This window comes from Arthrobacter sp. GW460-12-1-14-TSB2, from assembly GCF_059423525.1.
Map to the genome: position 1 here is coordinate 1 of NZ_JBWKYC010000040.1, position 15,464 is coordinate 15,464.

A 15,464-nucleotide genomic window follows, 5' to 3' on the forward strand; every position below is an offset into this window, starting at 1 on the left:
AAGGCTCCGGGGAAGATCACCGGACCCGCCGCCGTCGGACGCCAACGCCTGAGAAGGCTGCAGACCGGCGGGGACACGGCGCAGGCCCGGACCGGAAGCAACCCGAACAACAGAAGCGGCGGCGGGCAATGCCGCCCTCCGCAACGCCCCTCCTGCTGCGAGTTCCCCCAAGACCTCCATGGGACAACTCTTCCACCGAGGTACGACAAAAAAGGCCCTGTCCTGCGGAGGAATCGCTGGCACCCGCGGGATTAGAATTTCCCCCATGGCCGTTTACCTGGATCCGCCGCTCTGGCCAGCCCACGGAACCCACTTTTCGCACTTGATCTCGGATACCTCCCTCGACGAACTGCACCGTTTCGCCGAGGCCGCCGGCATTCCGGAACGCGCGTTCGACGGCGACCATTACGACGTCTCCGAGGCCCGGTACGGGGCCCTCGTGGAGGCCGGCGCCGTCCCCGTGGAGGCGCGGGTCCTAGTCCGAAAACTGATCGACTGCGGGCTCCGCATCCCGGCCCGCGAGCGCGGCAAGGCCCTCAAGCTGCCCCTGCTCAACCGCTGGAACGCCGTGCTACCCGGCCACGACGCCCTCTTCCTGGACCTCCTGGACCGCTGGGGCGAGGAGCACCGGAAGTACCACGGCCGCACCCACCTCCTCTCAGTCCTCGAAGCCCTGGACCTGCTCACCGAGCCGGCAGACCCTCCCCGCACCGTGGTCCTCGCCGCCTGGTTCCACGACGCCGTATACCTCGGGATCGCCGGCCAGGACGAGGAGGAGTCGGCGAGGCTGGCAGAGGACAGGCTCCTGCACGCCGGGCTGTCCGAGGACGAAGCGTACGAGGTGGGCCGGCTGGTCCGGCTCACTGCCGACCACCGCCCGGAGGCAGGGGACGACGACGGCGCCCTCCTCTGCGATGCGGACCTGTCCGTTCTCGGCGGCGAACCCAGGGCCTACGGCCGCTACCTCAGCGCCGTCCGGGAAGACTTCGCGCACATCGGCGACGCCGACTTCGCCGCCGGACGCGCCGCCGTCGTGCGTCATTTGCTGGAGCTGGATCCGCTGTTCAACACGGCCCGCGGCCGTGAGCTCTGGCTGGATTCCGCGCGGCGCAACCTCAACGGCGAGCTCAACCCCGCAGCCTGGCCCGCGTGAGCGAGGTTCAGGCCGCGCACCGGCAGCTGCCGTTCACGGTCCGCTTCGAATGGGGGCTCGACGGCGCCATGGCCGTGGCGCCCGGGGCCGAACTGGCCGTGGTGGTGGACGTCCTGTGTTTCACCACGTGCGTGAGCGTCGCCGTGGAGCGCGGCGCCGAAGTGTTTCCCTACCGCTGGAAGGACGGCACGGCAGCCGGTTTCGCGGCGGAACAGCAGGCGGTGCTTGCCGGACGACGCGGCGGCAAAGGGGTCAGCCTCTCCCCCGCCAGCCTGCGCTCCGCGTCAACGCTGGACAGGGTGGTGCTGCCCTCGCCGAACGGATCGGCGCTGGCCCATTCCCTGGCGGGCGCGGTGCCGCGCGTCGCCGCAGTGTGCCTCCGGAACGCCCGCGCCACGGCCGACTGGGCCGCGCGGAACCTGCCGCCGGCCGCCGTTATCGCCGTTATTGCAGCCGGTGAAAAATGGCCCGACGGCGGACTCCGGCCCGCGCTCGAGGACCAGCTGGGCGCAGGTGCTTTCCTGGCGGCGCTTCCCGGGCATCGCCGGGCCGGGTTCTCCCCCGAAGCCGGATGGGCCATGGACGCGTTCACCGCTGCGGAACCGCGGCTCGGTGACACGCTGCTGGAATGCTCCAGCGGGCGCGAGCTCGTTTTCGGCGGTTACCAGGAGGACGTGGAGATCGCTGCGGAGCTCAACCGGAGCACCGCCGTCGCACTTCTCGACGACGGCGCGTTCCGCCGGGCCTGAGCGCTCGCCCGTAGGCGGCCGCCGGCCTTAGCGGTAGCTGGTGACGAACGGCCGGTCGGTGGGCACGATCTGCTTGCCGAGGGGCATCAGCGAGACGGGTATGAGCTTCAGGTTCGCGATGGCCAGCGGGATTCCGATAATGGTGATGGCCATGGCGAACGCCGTCACCACATGGCCGATCGCGATCCAGATCCCGGCCACCACCAGCCAGATCACATTGCCCAGGAGCGAGAACACTCCGTTGCCGCCCGGCTTGTCCACCACCATCCGGCCGAAGGGCCACAGCGTGTAGGAGGCAATCCGGAAGGACGCGATGCCCCACGGAATGGTCACGATGAGCAGGCAGCAGATGATGCCCGCGAAGAAGTACCCCAGCGCCAGCCAGAGTCCGCCGCATACCAGCCAAATGATGTTGAGCAATGTCTTCATACGGCCATTCTCCCCCGCTCGCGCCTGATCGGGCGTCGGGGATTGCCCTGATCCGGCCCTGAATTAGCGGCCGCCCGCATCAGCCGATGATCGGCCGCTCTTCGGGCAAATGGTAGAGCCGCGGATGCGCGGAGAGGGCCAGGGCAGAAGCCACAGTGATGGTGCCGATGCGGCCGACGAACATGAGGGCCATCAGCACCCACTGCGCGCTGACCGGCAGGTGATAGGTGATGCCGGTGCTCACCCCCACCGTGGCGAAGGCGGAGATGGATTCAAAGAGCACCTTTTCGAGGCTGTAGTCGGTGAACAGCAGCAGCAGCAGCGTGCCCGCAATGACGGCGGCGACGCCCAGCAACGCAACGGAGAGCGCCTGGCGCTGCGCCGAGGAACTGATGGAGCGGTGGGCGATGGTGACCTGTTCGCGGCCGCGGACCTCGTTCCAGATGGCGAATCCCAGGATGAGGAACGTGGTGATCTTGATGCCGCCCGCCGTCCCCGCACTCCCGCCGCCGATGAACATCAGGATGTTGGTGACCATCAGGGTCTCCGGTGTGGCAGCCCCGTAATCGATGCTGTTGAAACCGGCGGTCCGGGGAAACACGCTGCCGGCCAGCGCCCCGAGGAACTTCCCGCCGGTGGAGAGCGGTCCCAGGGTTTCGGGCCTGTTCCATTCGAAGGCCGCGAAGAGCACAAAGCCTGCCGCCAGAAGCAGCAGGGTGCCGTAGACGGTCAGCCGGACGTGCACTGTCCAGTCCCTGATCCGGAACCCGTCCCGCATCAGGGCAATGATCACGGGAAACCCCAGCCCGCCGGCCACCACGGCTGCGCAGACAGGGACAATGATCCAGGGATCTTCGGCCAGCCCGATGAGGTTGTCACTGTAGAGGGAGAAACCGGCATTGTTGAATGCGGATACAGCGTGGAAGATGCCGTGCCAGAGTGCCGTGGCAGGGTTGGCGTCGTAACCGATCCAGAACCGGAGCGTCAGGACCGCTGCCGTGCAGCCCTCCAGTGTGGCCATGATCTTGGCGACCCGCACCAGCACGGAGCGCACATCACCAAAATTCAGGGTATGGGTTTCGGACTGCGCCACGAGCTGCCCGCGGAGGCCGAGGTTCTTGCGGACCAGCAGGGCGAGCAGCGTTGCCAGCGTCATGATGCCAAAGCCACCCACCTGGATCATCCCGAGGATCACCGCCTGGCCGAAGGGCGTCCAGAACGTGGCAGTGTCCACGGTGATCAGGCCGGTCACGCAGACGGCCGAGACCGAAGTGAACAGGGCCGGCATCCCGACGTCGGAGTCCGTGGGGTAGTGCGAGGCGGGAAGCAGGAGCAGACCGGCCCCGATCATGATGACGGCGAGGAACGCCACCGGCACCGACCTGACCGGATGCAGGAGCAGGCGCCTGATGCGGCTGTCCTTCGTCCGAATGTCCGCGGGCACTTTTGCCGGCCCCCTCAGCGGTACGGCCATGGGACGTCCTCTCATCGGCGGGCATACGAAGGGATTCAGGCACCGCGATAACAACCGTGCCCATAGTTCGACGCATCACGGAGCGTAGCACCGGGTGATTCCGGCAGAACCCGGTCTTTACGAAATCCTTACGCGGCCCTTTCCCGGCCACGCAGCGGCGCAGGCGCATACTGTTGGCAGCGTCCCGGCAAAGGGCTAACGTCACAGCCAAGGGGCGGGTCCGCAGAAGGAGGCGCAGCGTGACCATCATTGACAACGCCGTCTACGTAAATGGCCGCCGGACCACCGACCCGGAGGGGCTTGAGGAGACCTACTTCCTGCTGCGGCAGCGCGAGGGGATGGCCTGGATCGGCCTCTACCGGCCGGACGCGCCGGAACTGCGTTCCGTGGCAGACGAGTTCGACCTCAGCCACCTGGCGGTGGAGGACGCCCTGACCGGCCACCAGCGGGCAAAACTTGAGCACTACGGCGAGACCCTGTTCCTGGTGTTGCGCCCGGCGCGCTACCTCGACGACGTCGAAAAGGTCGAGTTCGGCGAGATCCACGTTTTTGTGGGCACGGATTTTGTGGTCACCGTCCGCCATGCTGAGTCACCGGACCTGGCCCGCGTCCGCCGACGCATGGAAGCCCAGCCCGAGTTCCTGGCGCTGGGTCCGGACGCCGTGCTGTACGCCATCCTGGACCAGGTGGTGGATGAATACGAGCCAGTGGCTGCCGGCCTGGAAAACGACATCGACGAAATCGAGGACGACCTCTTCAGCGGCGACCCGGACGTCTCGCGCCGGATCTATGAGCTCTCCCGCCAGGTCATCATGTTCCAGCGCGGAACCAGCCCCCTGGCGGGAATCCTGCAGGCCCTCCTCTCCGGAACGGCCGAGCATCGGCCCGGTCCCGAACTGCAGGACCACCTCCGTGACGTCCTGGACCACGTCCTGCGGCTGGGCGAACGGACCGCCTCTTTCCGGGCACTGCTGCAGAACGCGCTCACCGTCAACGCCGCGCTTGTGGCGCAGCGGCAGAACGACGAAATGCGGCGCCTGACCGAATCCAGCTTCGCGCAGAGCGAGCAGGTCAAACGCATCTCCTCCTGGGCCGCCATTCTCTTCGCCCCCACCCTGGTGGGCACCATCTACGGGATGAATTTCCGCACCATGCCCGAGCTCGACTGGATCTTCGGCTACCCCATGGCGCTGGGCCTGATGGCGGCCATGGGCGTGGCCCTCTACGTCGCGTTCAAGCACAACAAATGGATCTGACAGCGGTCCGGGCAGCACTGGCGGACACAGCCCGGAGAGCCCGCGTGCCGGGAATGTCACTAGCCGTCGTGTCGCGGGACCGGGTGCTCCATACCGGCGGCACCGGTTTCGCGGACCTTGAGGGCCATGCCCCCGCGACGTCGGATACGGTCTATCCCTGGTTTTCCATGACGAAGCCGGTGACCGCCACCGCCGCCCTGCGGCTCTCCGACCAGGGGCTCCTGGACCTGCACGCACCCGCGCCCGAATACCTGCCCTGGCTGCGCGCCCCCGGCCCGGCCCAGCCAACCGTGTGGCAGCTGCTCAGCCATTCCGCGGGGCTGCGCAATCCGCTGCCCGTGACGTGGATCCACCCGGCGGATGCACCGGGACCGGACCAGGAGCAGATGCTGCGGAAACTGTTGGCCCGGCGCCGGGCGTTCCGCCACCGCCTTGGTGGCACCGGCCATTACTCGAACGTCGGCTACCTTGTGGCGGCCCAGATCATCAGCCAGGTCTCCGGTGAGCCGTTTCCGAGCTACGTCCGGCGCGAGATCCTTGCTCCGCTGGGCATGGATTCAACCGGTTTCGCCTACCTGCCAGGACACTCCGCGGCTACAGGCTATGTCCGTATCCCCCGCCCGCTCACCCCGGCGCTCGCGGCAATCCTTCCACCAGGAACACTGGGGGCAAGGCACGGCGGATACTCCTCGCTCAACCCGTTCCTGGTTGACGGCGCGGGCTACGGAGGCCTGGTAGGAAGCGTGCTGGACGCAGCAGCGTTCGCCCGGTTGCACCTCAATGACGGGCTGGCTGTTCCGCCGGGAACCGCCAGCGCTCCCGCTGTCCCGCAGGGGCACCGCATCCTTCAGGAGTCCACGGCGCGGGCCATGCGCGACATCCGCGTCAAAGGACGGCAGTTCGACCACTCCGCGGGCTGGTTCCGGAAGCACACCAAGGTGCCGCACGAATCCTACGTGGAGCATTTCGGCACCGGGCTGGGGTTTTGGAACATCATGCGCCTTTACCCGGAGCGGGGCAGGGCAATCGTGCTCATGTCCAACAGCTCCACGAGCTACGACTACGCCACCTTGTTTTCCCTGATCCTTCGCGTGCCGTGGACCTGAGGCCCGCGACTATGCCTGCTTGACCAGGGCTGCGTCGACGTTGATTTTGACCTTGTCACTGACCAGCACGCCGCCGGCTTCGAGGACCGCATTCCACGTCAGCCCAAACTCCTTGCGGCTGATTTCTGCCTCTGCGCTGAAGCCTGCCCGGGTGGCACCGAACGGATCAACCGCCACACCGGTGAACTCCACTTCGAGCTCCACGGGCTTGGTGACGCCGCGAATGGTGAGGTCCCCGGTGACGGTATAGTCCTCGCCGTCACCCTCGATGCCCGTTGCCCGGAAAGTCATCTCCGGGAACTGCTCGACGTCGAAAAAGTCCGCGCCGCGGACGTGGGCGTCGCGGTTGGCATCGCCCGAGTCGAAGCTCGCCGTTTTCACGGTGGCGTGCAGGCTGGACGCCGACAAGGACGGGCCCACGTGCGCCTCCGCGGAAGCGTCGGTGAAGCGGCCGCGGACTTTGCTGATGCCGGCATGGCGGACGGTGAACCCGATTTCGCTGTGGGACATATCAAGGGTCCAGATGCCGGGGGTAATACCTTGGGGCAGAGTCACAACGGGTCTCCTTCGACTCGGGTGGCGGGCCTGGCCCGCCGGTTCTTCGGGGTGGTCCCCAGCTGAATGCTAGCGAAGAGCATTAGCCACGGCTAGCCTCAGCACCGGGCGCCTCAGTCGCTGGCACAGCCTCAGCCGCAGGCGCGGGTACAGCCGCAGGCCATTTCGGCTGCCAGCCAATGGCAGGGGCAACGTGCCGGGCAATGTTGCCGAGCAGCTTGGCGTTGAAGTCCACGCCCAGCTGGTTCGGGACAGTGAGGAGGACGGTGTCGGCGGCCTGCACCGCGGCGTCCGCGGCAAGCTCTTCGGCGATGGCGTCGGGCTCGCCCACGTAGCTCTTGCCGAACCTCGCCACCAGTCCGTCAATGATCCCCACCTGGTCCCGCTTTTCCCGAAGGGCGCTGAGCCCGAAATACCGGCGGTCCTCGTCGTCCACGATCGGCAGCACGCTCCTGCTGACTGAAACCCGGGGCGTGTGCTGGTGGCCGGCGCTGGCCCAGGCGCTGCGGAACATGCTGATCTGCTCGGCTTGAAGCTCGTCGAACGGCACGCCGGTGTCTTCGGTCAGCAGTGTGGAACTCATCAGGTTCATGCCCTGTTCAGCTGTCCAGACGGCGGTGGCGCGGGATCCGGCGCCCCACCAGATCCTGCGGGCCAGATCCGGCGAGTTCGGCTGGACCGGCAATTTGCCGGGTCCGCCGCCGAACCGGGGATCCCCGTCTGCCACGCCGGCGCCGGTGATGGCATGGCGGAACAACGCGGTGTGCCGGCGTGCCATGTCCGCGGGGCTCTCGCCGTCGGCCGGAACATGGCCGAACACTGCGGCGCCGTCCCGTGCCGGCTCGGGTGAGCCGCGGCTGACGCCCAGCTGCAGCCTGCCGCCGCTGATCAGGTCCGTGGCGGACGCTTCCTCCGCCATGTACAGCGGGTTTTCGTACCGCATGTCGATCACGCCGGTGCCCATTTCAATCCGGCTGGTGCGGGCGGCGATGGCTGCCAGCAGCGGGAACGGGGAGGCCTGCTGCCGGGCAAAGTGATGCACCCGGAAGTAGGCGCCGTCGATGCCCAGCTCCTCGGCGGCCACGGCCAGCTCAATGCCTTGCAGCAGGGCGTCCCGGGCCGTGCGGGTGCGCGACCCCTCGACGTTGCCCCAGTGGCCGAAGGACAGAAATCCGATGCGCTTCATGAATGCGGCAACAAGAAGGCGTCACTCTTCATTCCGGCGCCAGGTCATTCCGCGCCAGGTCATTCCGGTGCTAGGCGGCCGGGGCCTTCGCTGCCAGCACAAACGCCCGGACCTTCGCCAGGTCTTTGACTCCGCGGGAACTTTCGACGCCGGAGGAGACGTCCACTCCCCACGCACCGGCTTCTTTTGCGGCCCGGGCGACGTTCACGGGGTCAAGTCCCCCGGCCAGCAGCCAGCTCCGCCCGGCAAGCCCCTTGGACTGCACCGACGCATAGTCCCAGGCCTCGCCCGAGCCCGGCACGGCGGCATCGATGAGCAGCAGTTCCTCGCCCCAGCTGCCGAATGCTTCCGGGGCGGCACTCATGGTGACGGCCCTGATCACCTTCATGCCGGCGTCGTGCGCTGCTTTCACGTCCTCCGGGGTGCGGTCCCCGTGGAGCTGGATCCACTCGAGGCCCGCCTCGCGGGCGAGCGCGATGGCGTCCGCCACCGGCTCGTGCCGGAACACGCCCACTGCGGGGGTGCCGGCCGGCACGTGGGCGAGTAGCTCCCGGGCCCTGGCGGGTGTGACCTCGCGCGGGCTCTTGGTCAGGACGAATCCGACGGCGTCCGCGCCGGCACCTGCTGCTGCCAGGACCGACTCCGGCGTACTCAGGCCACACACCTTGACGAACATCCTGCTCCTCCTGCGATTCTCTTCCTCCACCTGACGTTAGCAAGCCTGCCAAGTCTGCACCGACGTTACGCCCGGGCCTCGTTCCGGCCGCTAGGCTGGGCGGATGGAGATCATCCGCTATGCAGAACTCAGGGCCGAACCGTGGCGCAACCAGGGCGGGGTCACCCGCGAACTGGCCAGCCATCCGAAGGCTGCTTCCGCCCAGGACGGCGCGTGGGACTGGCGGGTGAGCATCGCCGAGGTGTCCAAAGCCGGCGCGTTCTCCGCTTTTCCCGGCATGGACCGCGTGCTCACCGTGATCGAAGGCGAACTCCTCCTGCTGACGGTAGACGGCGCCGAACACGCGCTGGAGAAGTACCGGCCGTTCCGGTTCTCCGGCGACGCCGACACCGCCAGCGCACTGCCCACAGGCGACATCCGCGACCTCAACGTGATTACCCGGAACGGTGCCTTCAAGGGGTACACGTCCATCATCGAACTCTCCAAGAAGCGCGCGCACCCCGTATTCGAAGGCCAGCTGGGCATTCTGCTGCAGGGACAGGCCACTGTCAGCCCCGGTGCCGCTGCTTCGGATGCCGCACCCGGCGGCGGGGACACGCCCGTCGACGGCGTGGCACCTGAGGCAGCCCCGGCGCCAGGCGAGCCGGAGACGCTGGGCCGCTACGACGCCGTCGTCGGTTCCGACTCCGGCACGCCGGAAATCCTGGGCCGGGGCTTCCTGGCCGTCGTATCGATCGACCGGGTTACGGGCTAGGCACCGGTCACAAGCTAGCGGTCGGTCAGAAGGCAGCGGCGGACGCCTGCAGGTCTTCCCGCTGCGTCGGCCGCCCGTTAGGGGTGAGCGCAGCGGCGATCACTACGGAGCTGGCCGAGGCCCACGCCTGCGGCCGGCAGCTCGCAGGGAACGGCACGGGGGTGCGCATGGTGTCCGAGCCATGGCCGCCAAAGAGCTCCGGCAGCCGCCAGTCGTTGGCCTCGGCCACCTCCAGCAGCCCGGCGGCGAGCTGCGCCGCTTCATCCGGGAAGCCGTCGGCCAGCATGCCGCTGATGATCAGGGCGGTGTCGTGGCTCCAGACCGCGCCGGCGTGGTAGCGGGTGGGCCAGTATCCGCCGTTGGTGGTGGACAGCGTCCGGACGCCGTAGCCGGAGAACATGGTGGGGTCCATAACGCGGCGCACCACAATCCGCTGCTCGTCCTCGTTCAGGATTCCGGTGCCGAGCAGGTGACCCATGTTGGAGGTCACACCGTCCACCGGTCGCTTGTCGGCATCCAGGGCAAGGGCGGGGTACGGACCCAGCTCGTCCTCGCACCAGAACTGCGCACGGAAGCGGTCGGCCATGCCTGTTGCGTAGTCGCGCCATTCCTGCGCGCCCGGACGTCCGAAGGCGTCCAGGATTTCCGCGCCCACTACTGCCGCCTCGTAGGCGTAGGCCTGGACCTCGGCAAGCGCGATGGGCCCCTTCGCCAGTGAACCGTCGTGCCAGCGGATGGCGTCGCCGGAGTCCTTCCAGCCCTGGTTCACCAGGCCCTGCCCGGAGGCGTCGAGGTATTCCAAGAAGCCGTCCCCGTCCAGGTCGCCGTGGTCCCTGAGCCACTCGAGCGCATCCTCGAGGTTGGGCAGGAGTTCCTTGACCTCGGCGTCGGGCATGCCGGCTTTCCAGGCATCGTGCAGGAGGCAAATCCACAGCGGAGTGGCGTCAATGGTGCCGTAGTACACCGGCGGCAGGCGCAGGGCATGGCCGCTCTCCGCCATGGTCAGGACGGTCCGGCGGACTTCATGCAGGATCTTGCCCGGCTGCACTGCCGTGGTGTGGTCCGTTTCCGTGCCCTGCCGGCCGGCGAGCGCACGGAGCGTTCCGCCGGCAATGGCCGTGTTGATGGGCAGCAGCATGCGCGCTGCGATGATGGAATCGCGGCCGAACATGGTGAAGAACCAGGGGGCACCGGCCGCCAGGAACGTGTCATGCGGATGCGAGTAGTGTGCCAGCCGCAGGCTGTTGAGGTCGCTGACGGACCGTTCCAGAAGGCGGCTGAGCCGGGGATCGTTCGACGCCGGAGCGGTGATGGGTTCACCGTCCGCGGCCAGCATCGGCGAATCCGCGTCAGTCAGGTCAACCGCCCATTCCAGCTCCACGGGTACGCCGGGAGACACCTCCACGGCCCAGTCGATGGTGACGGTGCTGCCGTCCACGCTGACGGTTCCGTTGACGGCCGTCAACGCCAGGGTGGTGTCCTGGTCGCGCCAGGACCAGGTGGTCCCCTGCGGTTCCACGCGGGCGCCACCACGACCGCCCTGCTTGATGTGTTCCATGGTGGTGTTGTCCGCGCCGAGGGTCAGCGTGACCGTCAGCGATACGGGCTCCCGCATGGCGGACTCCAGGCGCAGTGTCTCACCCACCCGGCCGGAGCAGCCGGTGAGGGTTTCGGTGTCCTCACCGGGGCGGATGCGGCTGGACTGGGCCGAGCGCGTGCGCACCAGGGAGAGCAGGGGGTCCGCCACTTCGGCATCGGCACGCACGAAATAGATGTAGTCGGTTTCCTTGGAGGAGCGCAGCTGCGTGGACACCCATTCGGGCTCCCGCCCGTCAACGGTGAGGACGGCAGTGTTGAGGACGCGGTCGTCGCCGCAGTAGATCCCCTGTGCGCCCGTGTGGCGGACCTGTCCATGGGAGTCGGACCACGCCTGAATGGGGGCGCTGAAAACGCCGGAAAGATTGTGCAGGTATGGCTGTTCAGAGGCCACGGTAAAACAACTCCTGTGCTGCTGGGTGTGGGTGCGGAGGCTGGCGTCCGCATTACCGGGCGAGAACCTGGGCGCACAGATTTGATCGATCAAATTTGTGCGGTTAAATCGTCTCACACGTTAGTGTGAGACGGAAAAGACCGCCATGCGGCAGCCATGCCGGGGCGTCCGCCGGCCACTGCCTGCATTACCAACCGTCCAGTACCGCGTCCTAAGGAGCCCATTTGGCCCGGCCCACCCTCGCCAGCCTGGCCAGAGAACTTGCCGTGTCCCGGCAGACCATCTCCAACGTGCTGAATGCTCCGCACAAGGTCAAGCCCGCCACCCGGGAGCGCATCCAGGCGGCCATTGAGGCAGCCGGCTACCGGCCCAGCGCCGCCGCCCGGCAACTGCGCACCCAGCGTTCCATGAACTTCGGCATGCGGCTCCTTCCCGCGACGGACGGAATCAACGGCGCCGTGCTGGACCGCTTCCTGCACGCGCTCACGGAAGCGGCGCAGGCGGCAGGCTACCGGCTCACGCTGTTCTGCGCGGACTCGGACAGCGACGAGATCCGCCAGTATGAGGAACTGCTCGACGTCGCGGGGCTGGACGGATTCATCCTCACCTCCAGCACCCCGGACGACGCCCGGACCCGCTGGCTGCAGGAACGCGGAACACCCTTCGCCGTTTTTGGCCGGCCCTGGGATAGCGCCGGCCGCCCGACGTCGGGGAGCCACTCCTGGGTGGACGTTGACGGGGCCGCAGGAACGGAACAGGCCGTGCAGATGCTGCTGGCCCAGGGCCACTCCAGGATCGGCTTCCTGGGCTGGTACACCGGCAATCCCGTGGGCGCAGACCGCCGCCGCGGCTGGCAGCGCGCCATGGACGCGGCAGGACACGGCAGGGACGTGCCCGGCCTCAGCGTGGAAGCGGAAGAGACCGTTGCCGGCGGAGCATCCGGGGCGGCCCTGCTGGCGTCGAGGGGTGCCACGGCCATTGTCTGTTCCAGCGACTCGATGGCCCTCGGTGCCATGGAAAAACTCCGGGAGCTACGGCCCGGCACCGGGCGGCCAGCCGTTGTGGGCTTTGACAACACTCCCGTGGCCGCCGCACTCGGTCTCTCCAGCGTCGCCCAGCCGGTGGAAGAGGCCGCGCGCCACATCATCCGCGTGCTGACCTACGAACTGGCCGGCAACGGGACCGCGGGGGCGGCCACCGGCGGCGCGGCCACGCGCGGGGCAGCCACCCCGGCCACAAACCCGCCGGACAGGCAGCTCCTCCTTGCCCCGCACGTGGTGGAACGAATCCCGCTGCCGCTGGCGCCAACCGGCAGCAGGCAGGCCTAAACCAGGGCCTTGATGTTTCCCCGTCAGTGCCCTAATGTCGCCAGCTACCAGCTGAATCTCTGGAGCCGATCATGAGCGACAAGGAATCCGCACCAGCCTCACGCGACGCCCGCCGCGCCGTCCACCCGAGCGCGCCCGACCCTCGAACCGCCGCAGTCCAGCGAACCGCCGCAGTCCCGCGAACCGCCCCAGTCCATCCCACTGCCCCGCTCGTCGCAATCGGCATCACCTGCGGCATTGCCTGGGCCGCAGGATTCCGCAGCTACATGGTGGAGCTTGCGGGCCCGACCTCCACCTTCACCTGGTGGGGAACCTTCGGTGCGATCCTCCTGCCGGGGGCCGTTGCGGGCGGCTTCCTGGGCTGGGCGGAGGCTCTTCGGCGCGCAGGCGGGCGGAGGGGGTGGCGCTGGCTTGCCCTTGCTCCACTCGCCTTCGCTATCGCCCCGATGTTCATGCCGGGCGCGATCGCCGCACTCCTCACCGAAGGCCTCGGCGGCGGCGCAATCGCAGTCTCTCTGATGGGGATGGGCGGCGGCTACGCCCTCTCCCGTCGCGGCCCCCTCTGGGCAAGGCTGCTCTGCGGCCTCGTCAGTGCAGCGCTCGCCGCGGCACTCATCCTGACCGGCCCCGGAATCGCCGGCACCCGGCTCGCCATCACCGAAGCGCGCGGCGCCTGGTTCGCCGTCCTGGCCGCATCGTTCATCGTTGTGCTGGCCCTCGCCTCGTCGATCCCGCACCGGACCGCTCACAAGGCCGATCAACGGACCATACCGCCCCGGTGACCTTAACCACCAACGGTGGCCTCCCGCCGTCGGGCGTTGCTACGCTGGGACCAAGGCTCCCTCTTTGGAACCTCCGGACGACGGTTCAGTACCCGGCACGCGACAAGACTGGCCAAAGGATCTGTCATGTCGTGGTTAATCCTCATCCTCTCCGGTGCGCTCGAGGCCGTGTGGGCCGCAGCGCTGCACCGGACCTCCCAAGCCACGGGCCTCCGGCGCGTCCTGCCCGCAACGGTCTTCCTCGTCTCAGTCATTGCCAGCACCGGCGGGCTCGCCCTCGCGATGCAGTCCATCCCCACCGGCACCGCCTACGCGGTGTGGGTGGGCGTCGGCGTGGTGCTGACCTCCGCCTACGCGATCGTCACCAAAGTGGAACGCGCGACGGCGGGACGGCTGCTGCTGCTCGCCGGGATCGCCGCGTCCGTGGTGGGCCTGAAGGTGGTGGCGTGATGACCAAGAACGCGACTGCCTGGCTGATCCTGCTCGCTTCCGCCGTGCTGGAAGCCGTCTGGGCCACCGCCCTGGGCCTGTCCGACGGCTTCTCCCAGGCGCTGCCGACCGCCGTCTTTGCCGTCACCGCAACGCTGAGCATGGCGGGACTGGGGATCGCCGTGAAGTCGATTCCGCTCGGGACCGCCTACGCCGTGTGGGTGGGCATCGGCGCTGCCCTGACCGTGGGCTGGGCGATGGCCACCGGCGTCGAGCCGGCCAGCCCGCTCAAGCTGCTGTTCATCGCCGGGATCGTGGGCTGCGCGGCGGGGCTGAAGCTGCTGCCGCAGGACCGGTAGAGCCGCGCACCACCAGATCGGATGCCAGGACCACCGGCGAGCGCGTGGAATGTTCGCCGGCAATCTCGGCCGCCAGGGCATGGACGGCGGCGTGCGCGATCGCAGCGACGGGCTGCCGGAGCGTGGTCAGCGGCGGATTCGTGAGCGCCATCAGCGGTGAGTCATCGAAGCCGACGATGGACACGTCTTCCGGCACGCGCAGCCCCCTGGCCTGGACCGCCCGGATGGCACCGAGCGCCATAACGTCGGACGCGCACACAATGGCCGTGTGGCCGGAGTCCAGGAGCTCATTCGCCGCACTCTGGCCGCCTTCCACCGTGAACATGCTGGTGGCCGTGTGCGGTTCCGGGTCCTCAATGCCCAGGTACTCGGCGAGGGCGGAGCGGAAGCCGGCCAGCTTCTGCCTGCTCGGGATGAAGCGGTGCGGGCCGATGGCCAGGCCGACCTTCCGGTGCCCCAGGCTGGCAAGGTGCTGCACCGCGGTGCTGATGGCCGCGGCGTCGTCATTGGACACGGAGGCTGCCGGCAGTTCCTGGCGGGCACCGTTGACCAGGACGAACGGGATGCCGCGGCCGCGCAGCCGGTGGTAGCGCTCCAGGCTGGCCTGGCCGTCGGCATGTGAACTGCAGATGAAGATGATGCCGGAGGCCTCCTGCGCCACGAGCATCTCGATGTACTCGTCCTCGGAGCGTCCCCCGCCAGGCAAAGCACAGAGGATCGGAATGAAGTCCTCCTGGGACAGGAGCGACACAACCGTCTGCGCGATTGCCGGAAAGATCGGGTTTGTCAGGTCCGGAACGATGATCCCCACCTGGCCCCGGGTAGTGCTCCGGGCACGGTCCGGGCGCTCGTAGCCGAGGTCGTCCATAGCTGCGAGCACGGCCTGCCGCACCTCGCGCGACACGCCTTTCCGGCCGTTTACCACCCGGGACACCGTGGCGATACTGACCCCGACCTTCCGGGCCAGGTCCTCCAGCTTTGGTCGCTCCGGGGCGGGGTCTGCTCGGCCCGCTGTCGTGCTCATAAGGCTCCTTCACCCGAACGGCCGTCCGGAAGTCATGGTGTTCCCAGTGTACGTAAACCTCACGTCGCGTTGCATGAAAACATAACGCTCTATTTTCAGTAAATGGTTGACGTCCGTCACAACAGGTCCCTAGGCTCGTCGGTATCCCCGCTCACCGCTGATGCCGTTCTGGGGCATTGCCAAGGAAGGTCTCCCATGATTCGCCACTCCCGCC

At 68.0% G+C, this 15,464-nt stretch carries 17 protein-coding genes and 1 riboswitch; of the genes, 9 read left to right on the forward strand and 8 right to left on the reverse strand.

Annotated features, from left to right (window positions below):
• Positions 1 to 180: hypothetical protein (locus AC07YR_RS22795; RefSeq protein ID WP_494735360.1), on the reverse strand; the 180-nt coding region annotated here is incomplete at its 3' end.
• A gap of 85 nt (positions 181 to 265) precedes the next feature.
• Here AC07YR_RS22795 and AC07YR_RS22800 point away from each other — a divergent pair.
• Together AC07YR_RS22800 and AC07YR_RS22805 are read left to right on the forward strand one after the other, a co-directional pair.
• Positions 266 to 1,153, forward strand: a complete 888-nt coding sequence (locus AC07YR_RS22800; protein ID WP_494735361.1) for a DUF4031 domain-containing protein — start codon at positions 266 to 268, stop codon at positions 1,151 to 1,153.
• Positions 1,150 to 1,902 carry a 2-phosphosulfolactate phosphatase gene (locus AC07YR_RS22805; protein ID WP_494735362.1) on the forward strand — a complete coding sequence of 251 codons (753 nt, stop codon included), beginning with the start codon at positions 1,150 to 1,152 and terminating at the stop codon, positions 1,900 to 1,902. Before AC07YR_RS22800 ends, AC07YR_RS22805 begins: the two co-directional genes overlap by 4 nt.
• A 27-nt stretch (positions 1,903 to 1,929) precedes the next feature.
• Here the strand turns inward: AC07YR_RS22805 and AC07YR_RS22810 are convergent, their stop codons facing one another.
• On the reverse strand, positions 1,930 to 2,331 hold the full coding sequence (locus tag AC07YR_RS22810; protein ID WP_028272804.1) for a YccF domain-containing protein: 402 nt from the start codon (positions 2,329 to 2,331) through the stop codon (positions 1,930 to 1,932).
• A 79-nt stretch (positions 2,332 to 2,410) separates the two neighbouring features.
• Positions 2,411 to 3,805, reverse strand: coding sequence for a TrkH family potassium uptake protein (locus AC07YR_RS22815; RefSeq protein ID WP_436058886.1), 1,395 nt, complete (start codon positions 3,803 to 3,805; stop codon positions 2,411 to 2,413).
• A gap of 239 nt (positions 3,806 to 4,044) precedes the next feature.
• On the opposite strand from AC07YR_RS22815, the gene AC07YR_RS22820 reads away from it, so the two are divergent.
• Together AC07YR_RS22820 and AC07YR_RS22825 are read left to right on the forward strand one after the other, a co-directional pair.
• A complete protein-coding gene (locus AC07YR_RS22820; protein ID WP_494735363.1) occupies positions 4,045 to 5,061 on the forward strand; it encodes a magnesium and cobalt transport protein CorA in 1,017 nt (338 codons plus the stop codon).
• On the forward strand, positions 5,052 to 6,167 hold the full coding sequence (locus AC07YR_RS22825) for a serine hydrolase domain-containing protein (protein WP_494735364.1): 1,116 nt from the start codon (positions 5,052 to 5,054) through the stop codon (positions 6,165 to 6,167). The genes AC07YR_RS22820 and AC07YR_RS22825 overlap by 10 nt, the downstream gene beginning before the upstream one ends.
• 9 nt (positions 6,168 to 6,176) lie before the next feature.
• Here the strand turns inward: AC07YR_RS22825 and AC07YR_RS22830 are convergent, their stop codons facing one another.
• The 3 genes from AC07YR_RS22830 to AC07YR_RS22840 form a co-directional block, all read right to left on the reverse strand.
• Entirely contained in the window at positions 6,177 to 6,722 is a 546-nt protein-coding gene (locus AC07YR_RS22830; RefSeq protein ID WP_436058889.1) for a YceI family protein, read from the reverse strand.
• Positions 6,723 to 6,804: 82 nt separating this feature from the next.
• The gene (locus tag AC07YR_RS22835; protein WP_494735365.1) at positions 6,805 to 7,908 is read right to left on the reverse strand and encodes an LLM class flavin-dependent oxidoreductase; all 1,104 of its coding nucleotides are present in this window, start codon (positions 7,906 to 7,908) and stop codon (positions 6,805 to 6,807) included.
• A gap of 70 nt (positions 7,909 to 7,978) precedes the next feature.
• Entirely contained in the window at positions 7,979 to 8,584 is a 606-nt protein-coding gene (locus AC07YR_RS22840) for a phosphoribosylanthranilate isomerase (protein WP_494735366.1), read from the reverse strand.
• Between the two features lie 103 nt (positions 8,585 to 8,687).
• Between AC07YR_RS22840 and AC07YR_RS22845 the strand changes: the two genes are divergently transcribed.
• On the forward strand, positions 8,688 to 9,338 hold the full coding sequence (locus AC07YR_RS22845) for a HutD/Ves family protein (protein WP_494735367.1): 651 nt from the start codon (positions 8,688 to 8,690) through the stop codon (positions 9,336 to 9,338).
• 25 nt (positions 9,339 to 9,363) lie between these two features.
• Here AC07YR_RS22845 and AC07YR_RS22850 read toward each other — a convergent pair whose 3' ends face one another.
• A complete protein-coding gene (locus AC07YR_RS22850; protein WP_494735368.1) occupies positions 9,364 to 11,328 on the reverse strand; it encodes a glycogen debranching N-terminal domain-containing protein in 1,965 nt (654 codons plus the stop codon).
• A 224-nt stretch (positions 11,329 to 11,552) separates the two neighbouring features.
• Between AC07YR_RS22850 and AC07YR_RS22855 the strand changes: the two genes are divergently transcribed.
• The 4 genes from AC07YR_RS22855 (at position 11,553) to AC07YR_RS22870 (ending at position 14,226) form a co-directional block, all read left to right on the forward strand.
• A complete protein-coding gene (locus AC07YR_RS22855) occupies positions 11,553 to 12,656 on the forward strand; it encodes a LacI family DNA-binding transcriptional regulator (RefSeq protein ID WP_494735369.1) in 1,104 nt (367 codons plus the stop codon).
• 71 nt (positions 12,657 to 12,727) lie between these two features.
• Positions 12,728 to 13,438 (forward strand): hypothetical protein, encoded by a 711-nt coding sequence (locus AC07YR_RS22860; RefSeq protein WP_494735370.1) that lies wholly within the window; start codon positions 12,728 to 12,730, stop codon positions 13,436 to 13,438.
• A gap of 50 nt (positions 13,439 to 13,488) precedes the next feature.
• Positions 13,489 to 13,555, forward strand: a riboswitch (guanidine-III (ykkC-III) riboswitch).
• A 9-nt stretch (positions 13,556 to 13,564) separates the two neighbouring features.
• On the forward strand, positions 13,565 to 13,888 hold the full coding sequence (locus AC07YR_RS22865; RefSeq protein ID WP_494735371.1) for a DMT family transporter: 324 nt from the start codon (positions 13,565 to 13,567) through the stop codon (positions 13,886 to 13,888).
• On the forward strand, positions 13,888 to 14,226 hold the full coding sequence (locus AC07YR_RS22870) for a DMT family transporter (RefSeq protein WP_055802879.1): 339 nt from the start codon (positions 13,888 to 13,890) through the stop codon (positions 14,224 to 14,226). Before AC07YR_RS22865 ends, AC07YR_RS22870 begins: the two co-directional genes overlap by 1 nt.
• On the opposite strand, the gene AC07YR_RS22875 is transcribed toward AC07YR_RS22870, so the two are convergent.
• A complete protein-coding gene (locus AC07YR_RS22875; protein WP_494735372.1) occupies positions 14,168 to 15,250 on the reverse strand; it encodes a LacI family DNA-binding transcriptional regulator in 1,083 nt (360 codons plus the stop codon). The genes AC07YR_RS22870 and AC07YR_RS22875 overlap by 59 nt on opposite strands.
• Positions 15,251 to 15,464: the final 214 nt, after the last annotated feature.